The following is a 25171-nucleotide window of genomic DNA, read 5'->3' on the forward strand; positions in this document are numbered from 1 at the left end:
AGGAGGCCGCGGGTGCCCGGGTTTACGCATCTGCACACCGTCTCGGGGTTCTCCATGCGCTACGGAGGCTCGCACCCGGAACGGCTGGCGGAGCGTGCCGCCGAGCGGGGCATGGACGCCCTCGCCCTGACCGACCGGGACACCCTTGCGGGCGCGGTGCGGTTCGCGAAGGCGTGCGCGAAGGCCGGGATCCGGCCGCTGTTCGGGACCGACCTCGCCGTGTCGGCCGCACCCGCATCCGCACCCGCGTCCGCGTCCGCGACGGGCGGCCCCGGCGCGGAGGCGTCGTACCGGCGGCGGACCCCCGTCAGGGGCGGGGCCTTCGTGGACGAGTCCGCGCCCCGCGCCGTCTTCCTCGCCCGCGACGGCGCCGTCGGCTGGGCCGAGCTGTGCCGCATGGTCACCGCCGCCCACGCCGCCCACGCCGGGCGGGCAGGGCAGGCCGACGGCGCCGCGGGAGCCCCCGGGGGCCCCGGAGCCCCCGGCATCCCGGGCGGGCCGCCCGTACTGCCCTGGGACGCCCTGCACGGCACGGGCGTGTACGTCCTGCTCGGCCCCGGCTCCGAGGTGGGGCGCGCCCTGGCCGCGGGCCGGCCCGACCGGGCCGCGCGGCTGCTCGCGCCCTGGCGGGAGGTCTTCGGGGACTCCCTGCGCCTGGAGGCCGTCCACCACGGCCGCACCGGGACCGGCCCCGGCTCGCTGCGGCTGGCCGCCCGCACCGTCGGCTTCGCCGCCGAGCAGGGCGTCCCGGCCGTACTGACCAACGCCGTCCGCTACGCCGACCCCGGCCAGGGCCCGGTCGCCGACGTCCTCGACGCGGCCCGCCGCCTGGTCCCCGTCGACCCCCGCGGTCCCCTCGACAGCGGGGAGCGCTGGCTCAAGGGCCCGGCCGCCATGGCCGAGACCGCCGACCGGATCGCCCGGGCCGCCGGCCTCGGCCCGGCCGACGCCCGCCGGCTGCTCGCGGAGACCCGGCGCACCGCCGAGGCCTGCGCGGTGGACCCCGAGGACGACCTCGGCATCGGGTCCGTGCACTTCCCCGAGGCCCACCTCGTCGGCGCCGCCCACCGCACCGCCCAGCGGGTCCTCGCCTCCCGGGCCTCCGCCGGCATGGTGCTGCGCGGCTACGCCGGCGACCCCGCCTACTGGGAGCGGATGCACCACGAGCTCGACATCATCGCCTACCACGGCTACGCCTCGTACTTCCTGACGGTCGCCCGGGTCGTGGACGACGTACGGGAGATGGGCATCCGCGTGGCCGCCCGCGGCTCCGGCGCCGGCTCCCTCGTCAACCACCTGCTCGGCATCGCCCACGCCGACCCCGTCGCCCAGGGCCTGCTGATGGAGCGCTTCCTGTCCAAGCGCCGCCACGTCCTGCCCGACATCGACATCGACGTGGAGTCCGCCCGCCGGCTGGAGGTCTACCGCAGGATCATCGACCGGTTCGGCACCGAGCGCGTCGCCACCGTCTCCATGCCCGAGACCTACCGCGTCCGGCACGCCGTCCGCGACGTCGGCGCCGCCCTGTCCATGGACCCGGCCGTCGTCGACCGGCTCGCCAAGGCCTTCCCGCACGTCCGGGCCCGCGACGCCCGCGCCGCACTCGCCGAACTGCCCGAGCTGCGCGGCGTACGCGAGGAGGAGCACGGGCGGCTGTGGGAGCTCGTCGAGGCGCTGGACGCGCTGCCGCGCGGGACCGCCATGCACCCGTGCGGGGTGCTGCTCTCCGACGCCTCCCTGCTCGCCCGCACCCCCGTGGTGCCCACCAGCGGCGAGGGCTTCCCCATGTCCCAGTTCGACAAGGACGACGTGGAGGACCTCGGCCTGCTCAAACTCGACGTGCTGGGCGTGCGGATGCAGTCCGCGATGGCGCACGCCGTCGCGGAGATCCGGCGCACCACCGGCGAGGAGCTCGACCTGGACGACCCCGCGCAGGTGCCGCCGGGCGACCGGGCGACGTACGAGCTCATCCGCTCGGCGGAGACGCTGGGCTGCTTCCAGATAGAGTCGCCGGGCCAACGCGACCTGGTGGGGCGGCTCCAGCCGTCGACCTTCCACGACCTGGTCGTCGACATCTCGCTGTTCCGGCCCGGCCCGGTGGCCGCCGACATGGTGCGGCCGTTCATCGAGGCCCGGCACGGGCGGGCCCCCGTCCGCTTCCCGCACCCCGACCTGGCGCCGGCGCTGGAGGAGACGTACGGGGTGGTGGTCTTCCACGAGCAGATCATCGAGATCGTGCACGTCCTGACCGGCTGCGGGCGGGACGAGGCGGACCGGGTCCGCCGCGGGCTGTCCGACCCCGAGTCACAGCAGCGGATCAAGGCGTGGTTCGCGGCGCGGGCGGCCGAACGGGGCTACTCGGCCGAGGTGATCGGCCGGACCTGGCAGATCGTGGAGGCGTTCGGCAGCTACGGCTTCTGCAAGGCGCACGCGGTGGCCTTCGCCGTGCCCACGTACCAGTCGGCCTGGCTGAAGGCGCACCACCCGGCGGCGTTCTACGCCGGACTGCTCACCCACGACCCCGGGATGTACCCGAAGCGGCTGCTGCTCGCGGACGCGCGGCGGCGCGGCGTGCCGGTGCTGCCGCTGGACGTGAACCGGTCGGCGGTGGCCCACCGCATCGAACCGGTGCCCGGCGACCCCGCGGTGTGGGGGCTCCGGCTGGCCCTGTCCGACGTCCACGGCATCAGCGGGGCCGAGGCGCTGCGCATCGAGGACGGGCAGCCGTACGGATCGCTGCGCGACTTCTGGGACCGGGCCCACCCCGGCCACCCGGTCGCCCAACGACTCGCCCAGGTCGGGGCGTTGGACGCCTTCGGCGTCAACCGGCGCGACCTGCTGCTGCACCTGGCCGAGCTGCACGGTGCCCAGCGGCCGGCAGCGGCCCGCGGCAGCGCCCAGCTCCCGCTGGGCGGCGGGCGGTCGACGGCCCCGGCCGGCCTGCCCGACCTGACCGACGAGGAGCGGCTCAGCGCGGAGCTGGGCGTCCTCGGGATGGACGCCTCGCGGCACCTGATGGGCGACCACCAAGCCTTCCTGGCCGAGCTGGGCGTGGTCCCGGCGCGCCGGCTGCGCGAGGTCGAGCACGGCCGGACCGTGCTGGTCGCGGGGGCCAAGGCGGCCACCCAGACCCCGCCGATCCGGTCCGGGAAGCGGGTCGTCTTCACGACCCTGGACGACGGGACGGGCCTGGTCGACCTGGCCTTCTTCGACGACAGCCACGAAGCCTGCGCGCACACCGTCTTCCACTCGTTCCTGCTGCTGGTCAGGGGCGTCGTGCAGCGGCGCGGACCGCAGAGCCTCAGCGTGGTCGGCGCGGCCGCCTGGAACCTGGCCGAGCTGGTGGAACTGCGCCGCTCCGGCGGCCCGGGAGCGGTCGCGGCCCGGCTGGCGGAGCCCCCGCCGGGCACGGACGGATCCGGGGCCGGAGCCGGGCGGAGGGGCGAGCCCGGATCCGGTGCGGGCTCCGCCGGATCCGGCGCGCCGTCCGCCGACTCCGGGCGCCGCATCCACCTGCCCACCGGGTACGAGATGAACCCGTGGGCCGACCTCCAGCCCGCCGGCGACCGCGCCGCGACCGGCCGCAAGCTGTGGCACTCCAGCCCGGGGAGCGCGGGATGACGGCCCCGGAGAACGGCGTCCTGCACGTCCGGTGCGCCCCGGCGGTGTCCGAGGAGGGGTACCGCGAAGTCCTGGAGCTGCTGCGGGAGTTCTCCCCGACGGTCCAGGCCCTGCCGCCCAGGGCGGCGCTGGTCCACGTACGCGGCGCCCGGCGCTACTTCGACGCGGACGCCCGCCGGATCGCCGAGCTGGTGCGGCTGCGCGCCGTGGCCCGGCTGGGCACGGACGTACGGATCGGGGTCGCCGCGACCTGGGCGGTGGCGGCCACGGCCTCCGCCCGGGTGCCCGCGCCCGGCGGCGTCCTGGCCGTGCCCGAGGGCGACGTGGCCGGCTTCCTGGGACCGCTGCCGGTGGAGGAACTGCACGGCATCGGCTCCCGGCAGGCGGAGGCGCTGCGCGGGTACGGGCTGCACACCGTCGGCGCGGTGGCGTCCGTCTCCCCGGGCACCGTCGAGCGGATCCTGGGCCGGCGGGCCGGCCGGCTGGCCGCGGAGCGCGCCCGCGGGATCGACCCGCGCCCCGTCACCCCGAAGGACCTGCCCGCATCGGCCGCCGTCCGGAGCGGGTTCACCCGGCACGAGCTCGACGGCCCGCACGCCCGGGCCGTGCTCCTCGGCCTGGTCGTCCGGCTGGGGGCGGTGCTGCGCGGCCGCCGCCAGGCGGCCCGGTCCGTGTCGCTGACCCTCCGGTTCGCCGGCGGCGGCCACTGGGAGAAGGCCCGCCGGCTCCCGGAGCCGTCCGCGCACGACGAGGACCTGAGGGCGGCGGCGTACCGCCTGCTGGACGCGGCCGGACTGCAACGGGCCCGGCTGACCGGCATGGTGCTGCGCGCCGAGGACCTGACGGATTCCGAGCGGGTGTCCCGGCAGCTGTCGTTGGACCCGGTCCGCGAGGCGCGGCTGACGGTGGAGGCGGCCGTCGACCGCGCGAACGCGCGTTTCGGCCCGGGAACGGTCCGCCCGGCCACCACCTTCCACAGGGCGGCATAGCCGAGGCGGGGGCGCGGCGCGCATTTTTTACTGACGCGTAACTTCCCAGTTTTGCTACTCGACCGTAATTTGGCGTCAGCAGCACGCCTTGTGATCCGGATCACGGGATGAGCCCCCACGTCCATTCCCCTTGAGCCGCAAGGAGATCACCCGATGCTGCCCTGGCTGCGACGCCTGCTCCGCCCGCTGGCCGTCCTCGTCCTCACCGCCACCGCCCTCGCCGCCCCCACGGGCGCGGCACAGGCCGCCTCCGCACCGAGCAGCGGCTGGAACAACTGGTCCTGCAAGCCGTCCGCCGCCCATCCCCGCCCGGTGGTCCTCGTGCACGGCACCCTCGGCAACTCCGTGGACAACTGGCTCGGGTTCGCCCCGTACCTCGTCCACCGCGGGTACTGCGTCTACTCGCTCGACTACGGCCAGCTGCCCGGCGTCCCCTTCTTCCACGGGCTGGGCCCCGCCGACAAGTCCGCCGGCCAGCTCGCCGTCTTCGTCGACCAGGTGCTCGCCGCCAGCGGCACCGCCGAGGTCGACATCGTCGGCCACTCCCAGGGCGGCATGATGCCGAACTACTACCTCAAGTTCCTCGGCGGCGCCGCCAAGGTCAACGCGCTGATCGGACTGGCGCCCGACAACCACGGCACGACCCTGTCCGGCCTCACCGCACTGCTCCCGTACTTCCCCGGCGCCGAGGACGTGATCAACTCCAAGACGCCGGGCCTGGCCGACCAGATCGCCGGATCCCCCTTCCTCACGAAGCTGAACGCGGGCGGGGACACCGTGCCCGGCGTCCAGTACACGGTGATCGCCACGAAGTACGACGAGGTGGTCACGCCGTACCGCAGCGGCTTCCTGCAGGGCACCGGGAGCAACGTGCGCAACGTCGTCCTGCAGGACCTGTGCCCGCTGGACCTGTCCGAGCACGTCGCCATCGGGCTCACCGACCGGATCGCCTGGCACGAGGCGCTCAACGCCCTCGACCCCGCGCATGCCGAACGGACCACCTGCGCCTCGATCTTCGACTGAGGCGCCCGCCTAGACGCGGCCGTGGCGGCCGGCCGTCGCCCGGCGGCGGGCCACCGCGAACAACACGGCCGAGCCGACGGCCAGCACACCCACCCCGGCGATCGCGATCGCCGGGGTGGCGCTGCTGCCGCCGGTCTGCGCCAGGTCGGTGCCGCCACCCGTGGGCGCGTCCGTCGCGCCCGCGCCGAGCGCGGTGACGCCGTTCGTCCTCGGGTCGTCGTCGCCGTGGCCGTCGTGCTCCACCGAGGACCTGCCCTGCCCGTCGGCGATCTGGCGGTCCGTCGGGGCCTCGGGGGCGGGGGCGGGGGGCTCGGAGGTCCCGGTGTCCGGTTCGGTGCTCGGCTTGCCGCTGGGCTTCGCGGTCGGGACGCCGCTGGTGCTGCCGCCGCTGCCCTTGCCGTTGTTGCCGCCGCCGTCGTCCTTGCCGAAGACCACGTCCGAGCAGGTGTAGAAGGCCTCCGGGCTGTCCGAGCGCTGCCAGATGCTGTAGATCAGGTGCCGGCCGGACTTGTTCGGGACCGTGCCGGAGAAGACGTAGTCGCCGCCCTGCATGCCCGGGTCGGTGGCCTTCGCGAACGGGGCCGGCTCCAGGTCCGACCAGGTCAGCGGCTTCGACGGGTCGTAGCCGTCCTTCGTGACGTACAGCTCGAAGGTGCCCCGGTGCGGGGCGGTCCCCTTGTAGCGGAAGGTGTGCGGGCCGGCCGCCACCGGGCTCGCCGGCCAGTCGGCGCGCGGCAGGTCCAGGCCGCGGTACTTGTCGTTGCCCGCGGAACACAGCCGGCCGCTCGGGATCAGCGACCGGTGGCGGCCGGCCGCGTCGGCGATGTTGACCGCGTTCCAGTCGTAGAAGGCCTGGGTCCCGCTGGCGGCCACGGCCGCCTTGCAGGCCGCCGACTTCGGGGACTCCGGCCCCTCCGCGTAGCAGGCCGCGACCCGGCTGACCGGGTCCGTCATGGATCCGTGGGCGGCCGCGGGCACGGCCGCGGACACGGCCACCGCGAGCGGGGCGACGCCGGCCGCGGCGATACGGGTGAGGGTCCGGAGACGGTGGCGTGCGGGCATGGGAGGCTCTCCTCGGAGGGCGGCGGAGTCCCCGGGGCCGGGCCCCGGGGCGGTGGAGGCGCCGGGAACCGGGCGGTGCGGCGCCGCCCCCCGTGGGCTCCGGCACCGCACGCCGGCCCTCCCCGGCTCGGCCAAGCTAGCCGCCCCACCGGCCCGTTCCACCTGCCCGAGGCCCCTCCCGGAGATCCTTAGGCTCCCCTTAAGCCACCGGTAAGCGGCCCCTGAGGAAACCCCTCCGCCGCCGCCCCGTCAGGCGAGGAGGGCGCCCAGACCCGACGGTGCGTGGGCCTGGTGCTCCAGGGCGTCGAGGGCCCTCGACGCCTCCGCGGCCGCCTGCGGGTCGCTGTCCGCGAGGCCGCTCGCCGCGAACTCGTCCTCGTCCAGCCGCAGCACCGACGAGCCGTCCGCCGACACCCACAGGTCGAGGTCGAGGTCCACCACCCGGATCTCCCCGCCGTCCACCACGGCCGGGCGGGTGACGTCGCAGTACCAGCCCTTGAGCACCCCCGCGCCGGTCCGCACCTCCTTCACCGCGTACCAGCGCGTCCGCCAGAAGTGCTCGGTGAACACGTCGCCCGGCTCGAAGCGCACGAACCCGAAGTCCCGTACGCCGTCCGCCGCCCACGGCGCCCGTACGGTGATCCGGTCGCCGGTGTCGGCCACCACCTCCGCCGGATAGCGGATCTTGGTCCGGCCGGCCTTGGACAGGGCCACCGTCACCTGCCGCTCCCCGTCGAGCCGCCGTACGAAGCGGACCTCGCTCGCGCACACCTCGTACCCGAACCACCGGTTGACGGCGAGCATCGCCCCGTTCCCGGTGTCGTTGCCGGTGAAGGCCTCCCGGTAGCCGGCCGCCCGCGCCCGGTGCAGGGAGTCCGTCTTGGCGAGCTTGGCCAGGCCGCGGCCGCGGAAGCCGGCGACGGTGCCGGTCATCGCCGAGCCGTAGCGGGTCCCGCCGTCGGTGCGGGCCGCGGCGAACGCGGCCACGACCCCGTCGACGAGGACGACCGAGGTCAGCTCGTGGTCCAGCTGCGGGTCCTGCCAGACGGTGCGCACCCAGTCCGCGTAGTCGTCCAGGACGACGGGCACGTCACCCGGCTCGTCCGCGGTCACCGCCGCGTCCGCCTCGAACAGCGGGCGCGGGTCGCCGGCGAACGCGGAGCCGGGCCGCAGCTCCACGCCGGGCGGCAGCTCCTGCGGGTACGGCGGCAGTTCGGCGGAGGTCAGGTCCAGGCGCAGGAAGTGCGCGGAACGGCTCGGGCGGTAGCCGCGGCGCTCGGCGTAGGCGCGCGAGGGGGCCTCGTCGGGCACCCACGAGAACACCTCCACCCCGCCGTGGGCCGAGACGTGCTCCTCGGCCGCACGCAGCAGGCCGGTGCCCGCGCCGCGGCCGCGGTGGTCGGGGTGCACGTGGACGTTGGCGAAGGCCCGGCCCGGCTCGGTGCTCTCGTGGGCGACGCCGACCTGGGCGGTTCCGACGACGAGGCCGTCGCCGTCCTCGGCGACCAGGATGCGGCGGTGTTCGTCGGGGTGGGCGCCGTCCAGTTCGAAGGCCACGCCCTCGGCAGTGGAGATCATGAACGGCAGCGCCGCACGGCGCACGCGGACCACGGCCGCCGCGTCCGAGGGGTCGCCGCGGCGGAGGTCGCGGATCGATACGGTCATGCGGCGACGGTACGTGCGGGACGCCGGCGAACGCCTCCGGATTTTCCGCCGGATGGGGAAGAATCAGCCGGGTGACCTCGACGAACCTGAACATCCGGATCGACGGATCGGCCGGCGCGGCCGCCCCGTACGAGCAGCTGCGCGCGCAGATCGCCGAGGCGGCGAGGACGGGCCGGCTGCCGGTGGGATTCAAGCTGCCGACCGTACGGGGCTTCGCGGAGGAGCTCGGGCTCGCGGCGAACACGGTGGCGAAGGCGTACCGGGTGCTGGAGGCGGACGGCGTGATCGAGACGCGGGGCCGGCACGGCACGTTCGTCGCGGCCGCCGGCGACACCGCCGTCCGGGAGGCGGCCGCAGCGGCACAGGCCTTCGCCGAACGGGCGCAGCGGCTGGGCCTGACCTTCGACGAGGCGACGGCGACCGCCCTGGACGCCCTGCGCGCCCGGTACGGCGGGTAGCCGGGGCCGGGCGCCGACGGGCCGGCGGGTGGCTGCGGTGCGGGCTACGGAAGCCGGGGGCGGAGCCGGGCGCTCAGGTGGTGCTCCAACGGGAGGCCCAGGGCCGCCATGTCCTGCTCGATCGACAACTCGCCGTCGCGCAGCACGTACCGGCGCCGCATGCCGGTGACCTCCTTGGCCCGGGGGGTGCACGCGACCGCGTCCGTGGCGAGCTCGACGACCAGCTCGCCGCCCGCGTCCGTGCCGGTGACCGAGCCGAGGTAGGTCTCCACGATGCCGCTGGGGTGGGCCAGGACCACCTCCAGGGACGTGTCGGGCAGCACCCGCCACCAGCCGCTCTCCCGTCCCGCCGGGCGCAGGGCCGTGCCCGCCCCGTCCACGAGCCAGGCGCGCGACTCGTAGCGCAGGAAGGGCCGGCCGTCGTGGCTGAAAGCGATCTCCTGCCGGTACCGGAAGTCCTGCTCCAGCGTCGGGTACTCGCCGCTGCCGCCGCCGTGCCAGCGGCCCAGCAGGGCGAGGACCGGCTTCAGCTGCGGATGCGGTTCGGGGCCCTCGCCGAGGACGTGGGTGTCGGGGTACGGGTTCTCGTGCGGCGCGTCGGGCACGGTCGGCTCTCTCCGGGTCGGGGGCGTTCGGGCTGCCCCGGGGCACCGACGGACTCCGGCCCGCCCCCGGGACACGGGTCCGCGCCCATTCTCGCGGCCCCGGGGCCCGGCGTACGGGAGACACCGCCGCGCGCGGCGCCCGGAGAGCCGGCACCGAAGGCCGGCACCGGAGAGCAGGTGCCGGGAGCGGCCGGGGCAGCGGCGCCCCCCCCGGAGCCGGGATCAGAGGTACAGGCCGGCGTCCGCGCCGTGGCCCTGCGGCGGCAGGACGGCCGCCGGGCCCGTGCCCCGGCGCAGGGCGAACAGCTCGGCCAGGGTGGCGCCCTCGCGGGATACGCCCTCGTCGGTGCCCAGCCACTCCACGGCCTCGCGGTGCGTCAGCTTGCCGACCTCGATGCGGGCCAGGCAGCGTCCGGGCCGGACCACCGCCGGGTGCAGCCGCTCCAGGTCCTCGTTCGTGGTCACCCCGACCAGCACGTTGCGGCCCTGGCCGAGCAGGCCGTCCGTCAGGTTCAGCAGCCGCGACAGGGCCTGGCCGGCGGTGTGCCGCGCCTCGCCGCGGATCAGCTCGTCGCAGTCCTCCAGCAGGAGCAGCCGCCAGCGGCCCTTCGCCGTGCCCTCGTCCTCGCCGATCGCGATGTCCATCAGGTAGCCGACGTCGTTGAACAGCCGCTCCGGGTCCAGGACGCAGTCCACCTGGCACCAGTCCCGCCACGACCGGGCCAGGGTCCGCAGCGCCGAGGTCTTCCCCGTGCCGGGCGGCCCGTGCAGCAGCAGGAGCCGTCCGGCGATGTCGTCCGGGGTCACCTTCATCAGCCGGTCCATCGCCGAGGCCACCGGTGCGGTGTAGTTCGGCCGCACCTCCGCCCAGGTGCCCGCGCTGATCTGACGGGTCGTGCGGTACGGGCCCCGGCGCGGGGAGACGTACCAGAACCCCATCGTGACGTTCTCCGGCTGCGGTTCGGGTTCGTCCTGCGCCCCCTCGGTGGCCTCGCCGAGCACCCCCGCGGCGAGTTCGTCGCTGACCGCCGTCACCGTCACGTCCGCGCCCCTGCTCCAGCGGGACACGAGCACCGTCCAGCCGTCGCCCTCCGCCAGGACGGCGCTTCGGTCGGAGTCGCGCGACGAGCGCAGCACGGTGGCCCCGGCCGGTAGCAGGGTCGCCTCGGCCTTGACCCGCTCGATGGTGACGCTGCGCGAGTACGGCTGCTCACCGGACGCGAACCGGCCGAGGAACAGCGCGTCCACGACGTCCGAGGGCGAATCGCTGTCGTCGACGTTGAGCCGGATCGGCAGCGCATCATGCGGGTTGGCTGACATGGCGCCCATGATCCGGCACGAACTGCCCCTGTGCACCCGTGTTTCGCCGGAACGGGTGTGTGCCGGCCTGCTCCAAACGCCGTGGCCGTGAAGATTCGGGGCGCAAGTCTGCGCCAAAAATTCTTGGCATGGACACTTCCAGCCATCCCGGGCTCCTTGTACCACGGACTCAGGAGTAACCCCGACTCCTGAGTACCCCCCCACACCCCTTGAGGAGCCGCACCATGCCCTTGGGACGCCTGCCACGCCTCGCCGCCTGGACCTCCTCCCTGTTACTCGCCGCGGGCGCCGTCCTGTTCGGCGCCGGCCAAGCCGGCGCCACCGCCGACTTCGGCTACGTCGCCCTCGGCGACTCGTACTCCTCCGGCGTCGGCGCCGGCAACTACGACAGCTCCAGCGGCGCATGCAAGCGGACCAACCGCGCCTACCCGGCCCTGTGGGCCGCCGCCAACTCCCCGCAGTCCTTCGCCTTCACCGCCTGCTCCGGCGCCCGCACGGGCGACGTCCTCTCCGGTCAGCTCGGCCCACTGAACTCCGGCACCGACCTGGTCAGCATCACCATCGGCGGCAATGACGCCGGCTTCGCCGACGTCATGACGACCTGTGTGCTCCAGTCCGAGTCCACCTGTGTCAACCGCATCAACCAGGCCAAGGCGTACGTCGACGCCACCCTGCCCGGCCAGCTCGACCAGGTCTACGGCGCCATCCGCGGCCGGGCGCCCTCCGCCCGCGTCGTCGTCCTCGGCTACCCCCGCTTCTACAAGCTGAACGGCACCTGCGTCGCCGGCCTCACCGAAGGCGAGCGCTCGGCCATCAACGGCGCGGCGGACCACCTGAACGCCGCGATCAGCAAGCGCGCCACCGCCCACGGCTTCACCTTCGCCTCGGTCGCCGGTGCCTTCACCGGCCACGAGATCTGCTCCGGCGACCCGTGGCTGCACAGCGTCAACTGGCTCAACATCGTCGAGTCGTACCACCCGACCGCGGCCGGCCAGTCCGGCGGCTACCTGCCCGTCTTCCGCAGCAAGGCCTGACCCGCCTGCCCCCGGGGGGCAGGCCTCAGGGCGCGGGTGCCGGGTCCGGTGACGCAGCCGGACCCGGCGACCCGCTCGCACCGGGGGAGGGGGCCCCGCCCGTCGGGGCCGCCTCCTCGCACGTCACCGAGAACCCCACCCACTCCGAGAGCACCGGCACCGGCCCCCGCACCTCCAGGCGGACCGCGTCGTCGAGGGTCCCGTCCGCGCGGTACCCGAGCGCGGTGTGCTCCAGCTGCCGGCTCGCCGGCCCGTCCGCGGCGTACGTGACGGACTGCCAGCCGGGGCCGGCGGGGGTTCCGCTCCGCGTCACCCACCGGTACTCCAGCACGGCCGGACGCGGCTCGACCTCGACGGTGGCGGTGAAGGCCGGTGCCCGCGAGGCGGCCGGCGGGCAGGTCCCGCGGTACTCCCCGCGCACGGCACGGACGGAGACCACGACCCGCGGCGAAGGTGCGGCCGACGGCGACACCGAAGCCGAGCCGGAGCCGGAGTCGGAGCCGGAAGCGGACACGGATGCGGAGGCGGACGTGGACGCCGATGCGGAGGCCGGGTCCGGGGCCGGACCCGGGGCCGCGGAGCCCGCCGTACCGGAGGGGCCCGACGACCCCGACGAGGCGCCACCGCCCGTGGCGGCCGGACCGCCGCCCGAACCGGAGCCGTCCCCGGCCGGACGGTCCCGCAGCAGCAGCCAGCCCAGGGCCACCACCGCCAGCAGCAGCACCGCGATCCCGACGGTCAGTACCGCCCCGGCCCGCCCCGGGCGCCCGGAGCCGTGCTCGGGGCCGTATCCGGAGGCGTACTCCGGGCCGTACCCGGAGCCGGGGTCCGGCGCGGGGACGGCCGGTACGGTGGCGGCCGGCGCGGGCATCGGCAGCGGCGGCGTCGCCCCCGCCCCGGTCTCCGCCCCCGTACCGGACCGCGGCCCGCCCGGGTCCCGTACGGTCCCGCCCGCGCCGACGACCCGCAGCATCCGGGCCGCCTCCGCCGCCGGCAGCCGCTCGTCCGGGTCCTTGCGCAGCAGTCCCTCCAGTACGGGCGCCAGCGGCCCGGCCCGGCGCGCCGGCGGCAACTCCCCGTCGACCGCGGCCTGCAGCGTGGACAGCGGGGTGTCCCGGCGGAACGGCGAGACGCCCTCGACGGACGCGTACAGCAGCACGCCCAGCGACCACAGGTCCGAGGCGGGGCCCGGCTCGCGCCCCAACGCCCGCTCGGGGGCGAGGAACTCGGGCGAGCCCACCACCTCGCCCGTCCTCGTGATCGCCGCGGTGCCCTCCAGGCGGGCGATCCCGAAGTCGCTCAGCACCACCCGGCCGTCATTGGCCAGCAGCACGTTGGCGGGCTTGACGTCCCGGTGCAGCACCCCCACCCCGTGCGCGGCCCGCAGCGCGGCCAGGACCTGCTCCCCGAGGTGTGCGGTGCGCTGCGGGGTCAGCGGCCCGTCCGCCTCCAGCACCTCGGCCAGCGAGAGCCCGCGGACCAGCTCCATGACGATCCACGGGCGGCCCTCCTCGGTGACCACGTCGTAGATGGTGACGACCCCGCGGTGCGAGACCCGGGCCGCCGCCCAGGCCTCCCGTTCGAGCCGCCGGTACAGCCGTCCGACCTCGGCCCCGTCCAGCCCCGCCGGCGCCCGTACCTCCTTGACGGCCACCTCGCGCGCCAGGACCTCGTCCCGGGCCCGCCACACGACGCCCATGCCGCCCCGGCCCAGCAGGCCGAGCAGCCGGTACCGGCCCGCGACGACCCGGCCCGGGCGCGAGCCCGCGGCCGCGCCCGGCTCGTCCTCCGTGCTCTCCGTCCTCTCCGTGCCCTCTGCGGCCTCTGTGTGCTCCGGGCCCTCCGTGCCACCCCGGTCGTCCGTCACGCGCGCCCCCTGTGCGTCCAATGCATCCGCGCACCCCCTGCGTCGGTATGGCGGCGATGCGTCATCGGGTGGTCACTCCACGTTACCGCAGTGTCGGTCGCCTGGCCCCTACCGCGCAGGCGGGAATCGCCCTCCGTGACATCCGGACCGCCCCGACCTTGCGGAGAGTAACCGTCGACTCCGCTGAGTAATCGTCAACTCCCCGACGCATAGGGGTAATTCACACCACCGGGATACCCGCGGGCATCACGGGGGCGATAGGGTTAACCTGCCCGGGCCGGGTGCCTTCGTACGGGTGGGGAGAGAAAGATGGAACAGATAGCAATGCGCAGCAGGCCGCCCCGCGTGCCTGCCATCACGTGCGGCAGCAGCGCGACCAGTTCGCGCCTCGACCGCCACCTCGCCGTGCTGGGCGGACCTGCCGTCCCCCACCGCGAAGTCGCCGAGGCGACCCTGCTGATGCGCGAGCTCACCGCTCGCGACCACACGCACCGGCTGCGCAGCCGGAGCGCGCGCGTCTCGCTCTTCGCGCCGCTGCGCCGCCTGCGCCGCTCGCTCTTCGGCAGCCGCCGCTCGTAGAACTGTCCCCGACCCCGAGAAGTTCCGCCCCGCCCTACGCAATCACTCCATCCCGGCGCAGTGTCGTGATCTGCGCGCCCGACATCCCCAGGGCGCGCAGCAGGGCCTCGGTGTGTTCGCCGAGCGCGGGCACCGCACCCATGTGCGGTGCCGCGCCTCCCGGCAGTCCGATGGGCGGCAGCAGGGCCCGTAGCGGGCCGGCCGGCGAGTCCACCTTCCGCCAGCGGTCCCGTGCCGTCAGCTGCGGGTGCTCCGCGAGCTGCGCCACCGAGTTCAGTCGGGCGCAGGCGATGCCCGCCGCCTCCAGCCGCCCGATCGCCTCGTCGGCGTCCAGCCGGGACAGCGCCCGAGCCACCACGGCATCCGTCTCCTTGCGCCCGCGGGTGCGCGCCGCGTTCGTCGCGAACGCCGGATCCTCCGCCAGTTCGGGCCGCCGGAGCACCTGTTCGGCGAGCCGGCGCCACTCCCGGTCGTTCTGCACCGACAGCAGCACCCGGTCGCCGTCCGCCGTCGCGTACGCGTCGTACGGGGCGATCACCGCATGCGCAAGCCCCGTCCGGGCCGGCTGCCGACCACCGTGCATCGTGTGGTGCAGGGGATGTCCCATCCACTCGGCGAGCGCGTCGAGCATGGACACCTCCACCCGGCCCCCGCGCCCGGTGACCCCGCGCCGCACCAGCGCCGCGAGGACCCCCGAGAAGGCGTACATGGCCGCCGCGATGTCCGCGGCCGGGATGCCCGCCTTGACGGGCTGCTCCGGGGGGCCCGTCACCGAGACCAGCCCCGCCTCGCACTGCACGAGCATGTCGTAGGCGCGCTTGTGGGCGTACGGGCCGTCGGCGCCGTACCCGGAGACGTCCACCGCGACCAACCGCGGGTACCGCGTGCACAGCGCGGCCGAGTCCAGCCCGAGCCGGGCCGCCGCACCCTGCGCCAGGTTCTGGACGAACACGTCGGCCCCGTCGAGCAGTCCGTGCAGGACCTCCAGGCCGCGCGGGTCCTTCAGGTCCAGCGCGATCGACTCCTTGCCGCGGTTGGCCCAGACGAAGTGCGAGGCCAGGCCGTGTGCGGCCGTGTCGTAGGCGCGGGCGAAGTCGCCGCCGTCGGGGCGCTCCACCTTGATCACCCGGGCGCCGAGATCGGCGAGCTGGCGGGTGGCGAAGGGCGCGGAGACGGCCTGCTCGACGGCGACGACCGTGATCCCGTCCAGCGGCAGGGGTTCGGGCGAGTGTTCCATGACGTCGATGTCTACGGGGTGGGGGCGGCTCCTGTCACCCCCCACCGGGGAACGTCCTGCTGCGGGCCCCGTCACTGCGTACGACGTACGAACCTAGGATGGTGGCGAGGTGATGAGCGATGACACCCAGCGGGCGCCCCGCTGAGCCCGAAGTGATCTGGACCCGCCCGCAGCGCGCCGGCCGCGGACCCCGCCCCGCGCACACCCGCGAGTCGATCGCGGCCGAGGCGGTGCGGATCGCCGACGCGGAGGGGATCGACGCCGTCTCCATGCGGCGCGTGGCCGCGGGCGTCGGCGCCGGGACGATGTCCCTCTACAACTACGTGCCGCGCAAGGAGGACCTGTACGAGCTGATGGTCGACGCGGTCAGCGGGCAGTACGAGGTCACCGCGCCCACCGGCGACTGGCGGGCCGACCTGTTGGCCCTGGCCCGTCAGACCCGGCAGCTGATGCACCGCCACCCCTGGCTGCCGCGGCTGCTGACCCCGGTCTACGGGTTCAGCCCGAACGCCCTGCGCTACCTGGAGCACAGCCTGGCCTGCCTGGCCCCGCTGGAGCTGTCGGGCGCCGAGAAGCTGGAGCTCGTCGCGTCGGTCAACGGCTCGGTGGCGACGTTCGTGGCGGGGGAGCTCGCCATGGCCGAGCGGGCCCGCGCGCTGCCCTGGAGCGAGGCCGAGGAGACGGCGGTGCGCACGGCCTGGTTGGCCTCGGCGCTCGGGACCGGGCGGTACCCGCTGCTGGGGGCCGCGCTGGCGGACGCCTACCCGGTGGCGGAGGCGACCGCGGACATGGGCGCGGTGTTCGACCGCTCGATGGACCGGCTGCTGGGCGGCTGGGACACCGCGTAGGGCGGGCGGCGCGGGGGATCGGGGGTCCGGCTCCGGGTTCCCGCTCCGGGCCCCGGGCCCCGGGCCCGGCTCCGGGTGCGGCTCCGGTCAGAGCAGTGCGAACTGCCCGCCCGGGCCCTCCTCCTGGTGGTCCAGTACGGAGGCCGGCCGCCGGGCCCACCGCGGCGGCGGCAGCACCCCCGCCGCCACCAGGTCGGCGCGGGACAGCGGCGGCCCCGGTGTGAACGCCTCCCGCTCCGGCCGCAGATCGGCCAGCAGTGCCAGCGTGGTCACCAGTGCCAGCAGCTCCGAGGTCCAGGCCTGCGGCCACTCTGCCGGGCCTAGCGCGTCCAGCCCCTCGGCTGCGGGGTCCCGGTGGGCGCAGCGGGCGGCGAACCAGGCCGGCAGCACCCGCGTGCCCGCTGCCGCTCCGCCGGCCCCGGCGGCCCCGGCGGGCGCGCCCGGCAGCTCGTACTCCCAGGCGGCCCGCGGCACCGGGGACACGGTCCCGGAGCCGAGGGTCAGCGTCCCGGTCCCCGGGTCCCAGTCGAGCCCGTCGGGCCAGCCCCGGATCGCCGAGCGCACGTACGGCCGGCGTCCGCCCGGCAGCCGGGGCGGCTCGCCGCCGCCCACCCCGCGCACCTGTACCGCGAGCAGCCGCCGGCCGAGGTCCAGCCCGGCGCGCCAGCGCTCCGGGTCGGCGGTGAGGGGCACCTCGTGGCCGCGCGGGCCCGGCCGGCCCGCCGCGAGGACCCAGCACAGCACGTCCTGCGGGGTGACCGGGCCGCCGTAGCGCTCGCCCAGCAGTTCCGGCAGGCCGGGCGCCAGGTTCGGCTCGGCGCCGCCGGGGCGGCGGTGCAGCGGGCGGACGCCGGCCGGCCGGACCGTCGGGAGGTGCCGGGTGACCAGCGGGCCTTCCGGGCCGGTGGCGGGTGCCTCGACGAGGAAGAGCTGGTGCTCGTCCAGGACCCGCCACAGCTGCGGCCGGGAGGCGTCGATGAGCCGTTGGTCGGGCAGGAGCCACTGCTCGTCGAAGGGGGCGTGCAGCACCCGCACCGGATCCGGGCAGGGGCCGGGCGCATCGGCGAAGCCGGCCGTGGAGGCGGAGCGCTGGCCGGGCAGGGCGGCCGCACCGACGGCGGGCGACCGCAGCCGGGTCGGGCGGAACAGCCGCTCCCGCTCGGCTCCTTCGGCCCCGGCCAGGACCGCCCAGCGGGTCCGCAGGGCATCCGGATCGGGGGCCGCGACCCAGGTGCGGCCGAGGCGCGGGCCGCTCACGGCCCAGGGCATCAGATCGTCCAGCAGTGGTACGTCTTCGCTCACCCGGCAGATGGTAGCGAGGCGCCGCAGGGGCCGGCGGCCCGCAGAGCTGTGCGCAGACCGAAGCGTTACGCTCCTTATGTACGGGATGTGCATGTACGGAATCTGCGGAAACTCCGAGACATGCGGAGCGTGCGGAACTGCGGATGCGGGGAGTGGCCATGAGTCAGTACGACGAATACTCGACTCCGTCGCAGGCCGAGGGCGAGCGCCTCGACGAGGACATGGACGAGAAGGAGCGCGTGGCCCACCACCACCCGGACACGATGCGCACCACCCCGTCCCAGGCGGAGGGCGAGCGCAGCGCGGAGGACGACAGGAAGTAGCGCCCCGGCTCCGGGGCGTGTCAGGACCGGTCGGCCAGGCCGGGTCGAGCCCGGTCGGGTCCGGTCCGGTCGGGTCCGGTCGGGTCGGGCCCGACCGTGGGCCCCGGCCGCCCGCTCGCTGGGCCTCGACTCGGCGGGCGTCGCCTCAGTGGGCCTCGACGGTCACCGTGAACGAGAAGCGGTCCCCCCGGTACCGGATCCGCGCCACGTCCACGACGCGGCCGTCCTCGTCGTAGGTCACGCCCGTGTAGTGCAGGATCGGGCTCAGCAGCGGCACGTCGAGCAGCTCGGCCGTCTCCGGGTCGGCGAGCCGCGCCTCCACCGTGTCCGTGATCCGGCTGATCCGCACCCCGACGACATCGCGCAGCACCTTCGTCATCGGCCAGCGCGCCAGGTCCGCCAGGTCCACCAGGTCCGCGATCTCGGCGCGGACGGCGTTCTCCGCCCAGTTCGTCGGCTCGCCGCTCTCGCCGTCGTGCCGCAGCCGCCGGTACGTGACCACCTCCGCCGTGTCCGGGAAGTGCTCCAGCAGCTCCCCGGACACCGGGGTCCGCTCGCGGCCGAGGACCGTCGTGCGGTCGCCCGACTGCTGCGCCACGATCGTGTCGACCGAGCCCAGCAGCCGCACCGGGGCCCCGCGCCGCGCGCCCGGTTCGATGAAGGTGCCGCGCCGCCGGTGCCGGCTGATCAGCCCCTCGCCCTCCAGCTCCTTCAGCGCCTGGCGCATCGTCAGCACGCTCACCCCGTAGTGCTCGGCGAGCTGCTCCTCCGTGGGCAGGCGCAGCGAGGCGTCCGGGGCGCGGCCCAGTATCGAGGCGCGCAGCGACTGTGACACCTGGTACCAGAGCGGCAGCTTCCGGTTGAGCACCAGAGAATCGGGAGCGAAGGCGGTCACGGTCGTTCTCCGTACGGACGGGGTGTCGGGTGTCGGCCCCTCCCGTTCCGAGGCGGCGGGCCGGGGGAGGGAGGGGCCGGGGGGCATCTTAGGCGCGGAAGTGGCGCTCCAGCCCCTGCCATACGTCGTCGTACGCGGGCTGCAGGTGCCCGGCGCCGGCCGCCTGGGCGGTGACGGCGATCGGCCAACGGGTCTCGAACATGAAGGCCAGACCGTCGTCGATCTTCTGCGGCTTCAGCTCGGCGGCGCTGGCCTTGTCGAAGGTGTCCCGGTCCGGGCCGTGCGCCGACATCATGTTGTGCAGGGAGCCGCCACCGGGGACGAAGCCCTCCGCCTTGGCGTCGTAGGCGCCCTCGATCAGGCCCATGTACTCGCTCATCACGTTGCGGTGGAAGTACGGCGGGCGGAAGGTGTCCTCGCCGACCAGCCAGCGCGGCGCGAAGACCACGAAGTCCACGCCCGCCAGCCCGGGCGTGTCGGAGGGCGAGGTCAGCACCGTGAAGATCGACGGGTCCGGGTGGTCGTAGCTGATGGAGCCCAGGACGTTGAAGCGGCGCATGTCGTAGACGTACGGGGTGTGCGTGCCGTACCAGGCGACCACGTCCAGCGGCGAGTGGTCGTACGTCGCGGACCACAGGTTGCCGCAGAACTTGTTCACCACCTCGGTCGGGCGGTCCTCGTCCTCGTACGCCGCCACCGGCGCCCGGAAGTCCCGGGCGGCCGCGAGGCCGTTGGCGCCGATCGGGCCCAGGTCCGGCAGCTCGAAGGGGCGGCCGTAGTTCTCGCAGACGTACCCGCGGGCGGTGTCGTCGAGCAGCTCGACGCGGAAGCGGACGCCGCGCGGGATCAGGGCCACCTCGCCCGGCTTCGCGGCGAGCAGGCCGAGCTCGGTGCGCAGCAGCAGGCCGCCGCGCTCCGGGACGATCAGCAGCTCGCCGTCTGAGTCGCTGAACACCCGGTCCGTCATGTCGGCGTTGGCGGAGTAGAGGTGGATCGCCATGCCGGAGCGCTGCGTGGCGTCGCCGTTGCCGCCCAGCGTCCACAGGCCGGAGAGGAAGTCGGTGCCCGGGGCCGGGTCGGGCGTCGGGTTCCAGCGCAGGCGGTTGGGGTCGGCCGGGGACTCGGTGAAGGGGGCGGAGCGCAGGGCGCCGTTGTCGATCCGGGTGAACGGCGGGTGCGCGGCCGAGGGGCGGATCCGGTACAGCCACGAGCGGCGGTTGTGCTTGCGCGGCTCGGTGAAGGCGCTGCCGCTGAGCTGCTCCGCGTACAGGCCGAGGGGGGCGCGCTGGGGCGAGTTGCGGCCTGCGGGGAGGGCGCCCGGGACGGCCTCCGAGCTGTGCTCGTTGCCGAAACCGGTGAGGTACTCCAGGGCCTCGGCCGTCTTCCTGGCCTGCTCGCTCATGGCTCTTCCACTCTGTCGAAGGAATCCTATGCCTGACAGTAGGATTCCGTGCCCGTGTGCGTCAATGGCGCTCTGCGGCGGGCCGCGTACGGATTGGGCGTGCCGCGGGGGCTCACAAAACATGAACATTGCTCTACTCTCGCGCGCATGTCGTGGACCCCGTGGACCCGCAGGTCCCCTGCCGTGCCGGCGGCGCCCCTCACCGCCCCCCTCTCCGTCCCGCTCTCCGTCCCGCTCTCCGCCACCCTCAAGGCTCGTTCCAGCGCCCTGCTCACCGCCGCCCTCGCCCTGCTCCTCGCCTTCCTGGCGCTCCTCGCGGCCGCACCCGCCGCCCGCGCGCACGAAGAGCGCCCCGTGACCCTCCCCGACGGCTCCGGAACCGTGCCGCAGTACCGCGCGACCGAGCCCGACCTGCTCGTCTGCAAGACCGACCGGCCCGCCTTCGAACGCCGGATCGCCGCGTTCCCCGAAACCCTGCGCCAGCGCAACCTGGCCCTGTACGAGCGGTGCGAGAAGAGCGGCTACCGGCACCTCCAGGAAGCCGTCGACGCCGTGGACCGCCCCGGCATGAACATCGCGATCCTCCCCGGCCTGTACGAGGAGGAGCCGTCACTGCCGCAGCCGACGGGGGAGTGCGCCGCCCTGGAGGCCCCCTCCTCCGCGCTCGGCTACCAGATCCTGTCCTACGAGCAGCAGGCGCGCTGTCCGCACAACCAGAACCTCGTCGCCGTCCTCGGCAAGAAGGGCCTGCAGATCGAGGGCACCGGCGCGACCCGTCTCGACGTGGTCGTCGACGCGAAGTACCAGAAGCTGAACGCCATCCGCGCCGACAAGTCCGACGGCGTCTACTTCCGCAACTTCACCGCCCAGCGCACCACCTTCAACTCCCTGTACGTCCTCGCCGCCGACGGGTTCGTCATCGACGACGTACTGACCCGCTGGAACGACGAGTACGGCTTCCTGACCTTCGCCAGCGACCACGGCCTGTACAAGAACTGCGAGTCGTACGGGAACGGCGACTCCGGCATCTACCCGGGCAGCGCCTCCGACATCAACGACGGCCGCGGCTACGACGTCCCCCGCTACTCGATCGAGATCACCGGCTGCCGCAGCCACCACAACATGGTCGGCTACTCCGGCACCGCCGGGGACTCGGTGTGGGTGCACGACAACGAGTTCGACCAGAACATGGGCGGCGCCTCGATGGACAGCGCCTTCCCCGGGCACCCCGGACTCCCGCAGAACCACGCCAAGTTCGAGCGGAACCTGATCCACGACAACAACCAGGACTACTACCGGTACGTCGCCGACGGCACCTGCGCCAAGCCGCCCGTCGAACGCGGCTACGAGCAGGGCGTGGTCTGCCCGCAGATCTCCATGCCGCCGGGCACCGGCATCATCACCGCGGGCGGCAACTGGAACGTCTACGAGCAGAACTGGGTGTACGGGCACCGCCGCGCGGGCTTCTTCCTGTCGGCCGTGCCCGCGTTCATCCGGGGCGAGGAGGAGTGGTCCAAGCAGACCGACACCTCGCACCACAACCGGTACGCCGGGAACGTCCTCGGCAGGGACAGGTCCGGCGCCGTCCGTCCCAACGGCATGGACGTGTGGTGGGACGGCCAGGGCCGCGGCAACTGCTGGCAGCCCGGCCCGGAGGGCTCCAGCCCGGGCACGCTCCCGCGGTGCGGGGAGCGCCGGGGTGCGGTGTCCGGCGGATCGGCCCGTCTGGTCGGCGAGCCGGTGAAACTCGCCCAACTGCTCGTCTGCGCCGACTACAACGTGCAGGCCCGCAGGCTCCCGGCCGGCTGCGACTGGTACGGGGCGCGCGGCCCGGCCCGGGTGGAGACCCAGATCGCGCTGGCCACGGCGGCCGTGCTCCTGCTGGTCGGCGGAGTGCTGTGGTGGCGCCGCCTAAGGCACTCCCGCCTGGGCACGGCCGCGTCCCTGCTCGGCCTGGCCGGGCTGGCCCTGGACGTGGCCGGCTCCACGCTGCCGCTCACCCCCACCGCCGTCCCGGCCCTGGCCCTGCTCCTGCTGGGCCTGTGGTGGGCGGGCGCCGGCCTCGCCCTGCACGCCGACCGCCCCTGGCTGGCCCGGCTCACCCTGCTCCTGGCGGCGCTCACCCTGCTCGACGCCTTCGACAAGGCCGTCCTGATGATCCCCTGGATCCCGATCGGCCCGGCCTGGGCCCGCGCCCTGGTGGCCGTCGTCTGGACCCTCTGGGCCGCTGCCGCCTCCGCCCCCCGCCGCCCCGTACCCGTTTCCGCCTGACTCCACCGGCGCCCCCCCCGCGATGCGCCGACCACGAGGACGAGCACCCGCAGCCCCCAAGGACCCGCAGCTCACGGGTACCCGCAGGTCACGGGGACCCAAGGACCCGCAGCCCCAAGGGCCCGCAGCTCACGAGGACCCAGCCCGCGGGGAAGTGCCGTCCCGCGGGGCAGCACGGCCCCGCGGCCCCACGGGGGAGCCGCGACCCGCCGGCCCGCCCGAAGGCCCCGACCCCTGGAGACCGCAGTGACCGCCCACCCCACAGCCCCCGCCGGGCACCCCGACAACACCCTTCCCCCCACGGCCAACGGCCCGCTCCCCGGCACCGAGCGTCCCCCCTACCGGCCCGGCGGCGGGGCCGGCCCGCGTCGGGGGTCGGCGTTGCGCGCCGGCGGGACGGCGTGGCGGCGGGCGGTGGCGGTGCTTGCCGTCGGGATGGTGCTCGGCGGCGCCGTGGTGGGGTGCGGCGGCCGAGCCACGACCCACCACAGGCCCGGCACCAGCCACGAGCAGGCCACCGGCAGCACCGGAACGCTCCTCGACGCCGTCGACGGCACCGGCCACCGCCTGCGCGAGGTCCCCACCGCAGGCGCGCCCGAGGTGCGGGTCACCGTCCACCCCGACTCCGAGGACGGCTGGAACCTCCAACTGGCGGTGGAGAACTTCCGCTTCACCCCCGAGAGCGCCGGCGGCGCCGCCCTCCCGGGCGCCGGCCACGCCCACCTGGAGCTCGACGGCCGCAAGCTGGCCCGCCTCTACGGTCCCTGGTACCACCTGCCCGCGGCACAGGTGCCCGAGGGCCCGCACACCCTGACCGTCCGCCTCTACGCGGACGACCACACCGCCTGGGCGGTCGCCGGGAAACCGGTCGAGGGCACCGCGCAGCTCTCCGCCGCCGCCCCGGGTGCGTCCGGCGGCCACAGCCATGCGGCACCCCCGCCGGGGTCCCCGCCCGCATCCGCCCCCGCGCAGGCGGACCGTACGGTCACCATCACCGTCCGGGACGGCAGGGTCGTCCCCGCCCCCGGCCGCACCGAGCTCAAGCGCGGCGAGAGCGTCGCCCTGCGCGTCACCAGTGACCGCGCGGACACCCTGCACGTCCACGGCTACGACAAGGAACTCGCCCTGCCGGCAGGCCAGGAGGCCACCCTGGTGCTGACGGCCGACCGCACGGGCCTGTTCGAGGTCGAGACCCACGAGTCCCGCCTCGTGCTGACCCAGCTCCTCGTCCGATGACCCCGTTCCCGCCCCCGTACGCGCAGTCCGTCGGCGGACCCGGGGGCGGGCCCGGAGGTGGGCCCGGAGGCGGGCCCGGCGGCCGGGGCGTGGTCCTGGACCCGGCCGCCGGGGACCCGCTCACCGCGCTCGCGCACGGCATCGGCTCCCAGCACGATCTCCCGATCTCTCCCTTCTACGCGTTCGCCGGTGCCTTCACCGCACTCTTCGTCTCCTTCCTCGCCCTCGGTCTCCTGTGGTCGTCCTCCCGCTTCCGTGGTGACCGGTCCGGCCTCGCCCTGCCGGCCGGCCTCCAACGGATCGCCGACGCGCCCGCGACCCGCGGCGCCCTCCGCGGGCTCGGCCTCGCCGCCTTCCTGGCCCTGCTCGCCTCCCTCCTCCTCGCTCCCGACGACCCCGACCGCAATCCCGGCCCCGGTGCCGTCTACGTCCTCTTCTGGGTCGGCCTCGTACCCACCTCCCTCGTCCTCGGCCCCGTCTGGCGCCTCCTCAACCCGCTGCGCACCCTGCACCGCCTCCTGCACCGCCCGCTGCGCCGCCTGCGACCGGCCCCGCACCGGCCCGCCCCCCTTCCCGCCCGGTTCGGCCAATGGCCCGCCGCCGCCGGACTGTTCGGCTTCACCTGGCTCGAACTCGCCGCACCCGATCCCGCATCCACCGCCACCCTCCTGATCGCCCTCGCCGTCTACACCGGCGCCCACCTGGCGCTCGCCGCCCGCTTCGGCGAGCGCTGGTTCGACAACGGGGACGCCTTCGAGGCGTACTCCGCCCTCCTGGCCCGGCTCTCCCCCCTCGGCCGCCGCAGCGACGGCCGTCTCGTGCTCCGCAACCCCTTCCACGGACTCGACGCGACGCCCGAGCGGCCCGGACTCGTCGCCACCGTCTGCGTCCTGCTCGGCTCCACCGCCTACGACGGCTTCAGCGACCATCCCGCATGGATCGACACCCTCCAGACCTCCCCCCTGGGCCGCACCCCCACGGCCACCCTCGGACTGCTCGCGTCCATCGCCCTCGTCGCCACCCTCTACTGCCTGTGCGCGGCGGCCACCCGCCTGGTCAGCGGCCCGCACCCCGGACCCCTCACAGCCTTCGCACACTCACTCGTGCCGATCGCGCTCGGCTATCTCACCGCCCATTACTTCTCCCTCCTCGTAACCGAAGGACCACGCACGGTAAGCATGGCACTCGGCACTGACAACGGCCCGGATCCCTTGCCCCCCTTGGGATCCGGCGCCCTCGCCGCCCTCCAAGTGATCGCCGTCGTCACCGGCCACGTCCTCGGTGTCGTCGCCGCGCACGACCGGGCCGCACGCCTCTTCCCGCCGCACCGGGCCGTGACCGGACAGCTCCCCATGCTCGCGCTGATGGTCACCTACACCCTGGGCGGCATCGGCCTCCTGCTGAACTGATGCCGCACCCGACACCGCGCCCGGA

Annotated in this window: 20 protein-coding genes and 1 pseudogene; 11 read left to right on the forward strand and 10 right to left on the reverse strand. The window is 75.0% G+C overall.

Annotated elements, in window-relative coordinates:
- Window positions 1–12: 12 nt before the first annotated feature.
- The 3 genes from ACZ4VL_RS06435 to ACZ4VL_RS06445 all read left to right on the forward strand — a co-directional run bounded on the left by ACZ4VL_RS06435 (window position 13) and on the right by ACZ4VL_RS06445 (window position 5633).
- Window positions 13–3621 (forward strand): DNA polymerase III subunit alpha, encoded by a 3609-nt coding sequence (locus ACZ4VL_RS06435; protein ID WP_468196560.1) that lies wholly within the window; start codon window positions 13–15, stop codon window positions 3619–3621.
- Window positions 3618–4610: a DNA polymerase Y family protein gene (locus tag ACZ4VL_RS06440; RefSeq protein ID WP_468196562.1), complete on the forward strand. Its 993-nt coding sequence runs from the start codon at window positions 3618–3620 to the stop codon at window positions 4608–4610. The genes ACZ4VL_RS06435 and ACZ4VL_RS06440 overlap by 4 nt, the downstream gene beginning before the upstream one ends.
- A gap of 153 nt (window positions 4611–4763) precedes the next feature.
- Window positions 4764–5633, forward strand: a complete 870-nt coding sequence (locus ACZ4VL_RS06445; RefSeq protein WP_468196564.1) for an esterase/lipase family protein — start codon at window positions 4764–4766, stop codon at window positions 5631–5633.
- Window positions 5634–5642: 9 nt separating this feature from the next.
- Here the strand turns inward: ACZ4VL_RS06445 and ACZ4VL_RS06450 are convergent, their stop codons facing one another.
- The 3 genes and pseudogenes from ACZ4VL_RS06450 to ACZ4VL_RS06460 all read right to left on the reverse strand — a co-directional run.
- Window positions 5643–6695: a lytic polysaccharide monooxygenase gene (locus tag ACZ4VL_RS06450; protein WP_468196567.1), complete on the reverse strand. Its 1053-nt coding sequence runs from the start codon at window positions 6693–6695 to the stop codon at window positions 5643–5645.
- A gap of 249 nt (window positions 6696–6944) precedes the next feature.
- Window positions 6945–7415, reverse strand: coding sequence for a ribonuclease FAU-1 family protein (locus ACZ4VL_RS06455; protein WP_452940099.1), 471 nt, complete (start codon window positions 7413–7415; stop codon window positions 6945–6947).
- Between the two features lie 15 nt (window positions 7416–7430).
- Window positions 7431–8360, reverse strand: a pseudogene (locus ACZ4VL_RS06460) (GNAT family N-acetyltransferase); the annotation flags it as partial.
- A gap of 71 nt (window positions 8361–8431) precedes the next feature.
- On the opposite strand from ACZ4VL_RS06460, the gene ACZ4VL_RS06465 reads away from it, so the two are divergent.
- On the forward strand, window positions 8432–8818 hold the full coding sequence (locus tag ACZ4VL_RS06465; protein ID WP_468196569.1) for a GntR family transcriptional regulator: 387 nt from the start codon (window positions 8432–8434) through the stop codon (window positions 8816–8818).
- A 44-nt stretch (window positions 8819–8862) separates the two neighbouring features.
- Here the strand turns inward: ACZ4VL_RS06465 and ACZ4VL_RS06470 are convergent, their stop codons facing one another.
- Together ACZ4VL_RS06470 and ACZ4VL_RS06475 are read right to left on the reverse strand one after the other, a co-directional pair.
- The gene (locus ACZ4VL_RS06470; protein ID WP_468196572.1) at window positions 8863–9423 is read right to left on the reverse strand and encodes a heme-binding beta-barrel domain-containing protein; all 561 of its coding nucleotides are present in this window, start codon (window positions 9421–9423) and stop codon (window positions 8863–8865) included.
- 222 nt (window positions 9424–9645) lie between these two features.
- Entirely contained in the window at window positions 9646–10743 is a 1098-nt protein-coding gene (locus ACZ4VL_RS06475) for a DUF5925 domain-containing protein (protein WP_468196574.1), read from the reverse strand.
- A gap of 224 nt (window positions 10744–10967) precedes the next feature.
- Here ACZ4VL_RS06475 and ACZ4VL_RS06480 point away from each other — a divergent pair, with 224 nt between their 5' ends.
- On the forward strand, window positions 10968–11777 hold the full coding sequence (locus ACZ4VL_RS06480) for an SGNH/GDSL hydrolase family protein (RefSeq protein ID WP_468196576.1): 810 nt from the start codon (window positions 10968–10970) through the stop codon (window positions 11775–11777).
- A gap of 25 nt (window positions 11778–11802) precedes the next feature.
- On the opposite strand, the gene ACZ4VL_RS06485 is transcribed toward ACZ4VL_RS06480, so the two are convergent.
- Window positions 11803–13503: a serine/threonine-protein kinase gene (locus ACZ4VL_RS06485; RefSeq protein ID WP_468196704.1), complete on the reverse strand. Its 1701-nt coding sequence runs from the start codon at window positions 13501–13503 to the stop codon at window positions 11803–11805.
- Window positions 13504–13953: 450 nt separating this feature from the next.
- Between ACZ4VL_RS06485 and ACZ4VL_RS06490 the strand changes: the two genes are divergently transcribed.
- On the forward strand, window positions 13954–14223 hold the full coding sequence (locus tag ACZ4VL_RS06490) for a hypothetical protein (protein ID WP_385422249.1): 270 nt from the start codon (window positions 13954–13956) through the stop codon (window positions 14221–14223).
- Between the two features lie 34 nt (window positions 14224–14257).
- Here the strand turns inward: ACZ4VL_RS06490 and ACZ4VL_RS06495 are convergent, their stop codons facing one another.
- Complete coding sequence (locus tag ACZ4VL_RS06495; RefSeq protein WP_468196579.1) at window positions 14258–15460, reverse strand: CaiB/BaiF CoA transferase family protein; 1203 nt, start codon at window positions 15458–15460, stop codon at window positions 14258–14260.
- Between the two features lie 119 nt (window positions 15461–15579).
- On the opposite strand from ACZ4VL_RS06495, the gene ACZ4VL_RS06500 reads away from it, so the two are divergent.
- Entirely contained in the window at window positions 15580–16308 is a 729-nt protein-coding gene (locus ACZ4VL_RS06500; RefSeq protein WP_468196581.1) for a TetR/AcrR family transcriptional regulator C-terminal domain-containing protein, read from the forward strand.
- A gap of 87 nt (window positions 16309–16395) precedes the next feature.
- Here ACZ4VL_RS06500 and ACZ4VL_RS06505 read toward each other — a convergent pair whose 3' ends face one another.
- Window positions 16396–17577 carry a type ISP restriction/modification enzyme gene (locus ACZ4VL_RS06505; protein ID WP_468196706.1) on the reverse strand — a complete coding sequence of 394 codons (1182 nt, stop codon included), beginning with the start codon at window positions 17575–17577 and terminating at the stop codon, window positions 16396–16398.
- Between the two features lie 191 nt (window positions 17578–17768).
- On the opposite strand from ACZ4VL_RS06505, the gene ACZ4VL_RS06510 reads away from it, so the two are divergent.
- Window positions 17769–17933, forward strand: coding sequence for a hypothetical protein (locus tag ACZ4VL_RS06510; protein ID WP_468196583.1), 165 nt, complete (start codon window positions 17769–17771; stop codon window positions 17931–17933).
- 145 nt (window positions 17934–18078) lie between these two features.
- Here the strand turns inward: ACZ4VL_RS06510 and ACZ4VL_RS06515 are convergent, their stop codons facing one another.
- Both ACZ4VL_RS06515 and hmgA read right to left on the reverse strand, forming a co-directional pair.
- Window positions 18079–18828 (reverse strand): GntR family transcriptional regulator, encoded by a 750-nt coding sequence (locus ACZ4VL_RS06515; RefSeq protein WP_468196586.1) that lies wholly within the window; start codon window positions 18826–18828, stop codon window positions 18079–18081.
- Window positions 18829–18916: 88 nt separating this feature from the next.
- Window positions 18917–20230, reverse strand: coding sequence for a homogentisate 1,2-dioxygenase (hmgA, locus tag ACZ4VL_RS06520; RefSeq protein WP_468196588.1), 1314 nt, complete (start codon window positions 20228–20230; stop codon window positions 18917–18919).
- Between the two features lie 147 nt (window positions 20231–20377).
- Between hmgA and ACZ4VL_RS06525 the strand changes: the two genes are divergently transcribed.
- The 3 genes from ACZ4VL_RS06525 to ACZ4VL_RS06535 all read left to right on the forward strand — a co-directional run bounded on the left by ACZ4VL_RS06525 (window position 20378) and on the right by ACZ4VL_RS06535 (window position 25146).
- On the forward strand, window positions 20378–22501 hold the full coding sequence (locus ACZ4VL_RS06525; RefSeq protein WP_468196590.1) for a right-handed parallel beta-helix repeat-containing protein: 2124 nt from the start codon (window positions 20378–20380) through the stop codon (window positions 22499–22501).
- Between the two features lie 435 nt (window positions 22502–22936).
- Window positions 22937–23737 (forward strand): cupredoxin domain-containing protein, encoded by an 801-nt coding sequence (locus ACZ4VL_RS06530; RefSeq protein ID WP_468196709.1) that lies wholly within the window; start codon window positions 22937–22939, stop codon window positions 23735–23737.
- Window positions 23734–25146 (forward strand): hypothetical protein, encoded by a 1413-nt coding sequence (locus tag ACZ4VL_RS06535; RefSeq protein WP_468196592.1) that lies wholly within the window; start codon window positions 23734–23736, stop codon window positions 25144–25146. Before ACZ4VL_RS06530 ends, ACZ4VL_RS06535 begins: the two co-directional genes overlap by 4 nt.
- Window positions 25147–25171: the final 25 nt, after the last annotated feature.

Source organism: Streptomyces sp. NPDC029014 (genome assembly GCF_055564695.1).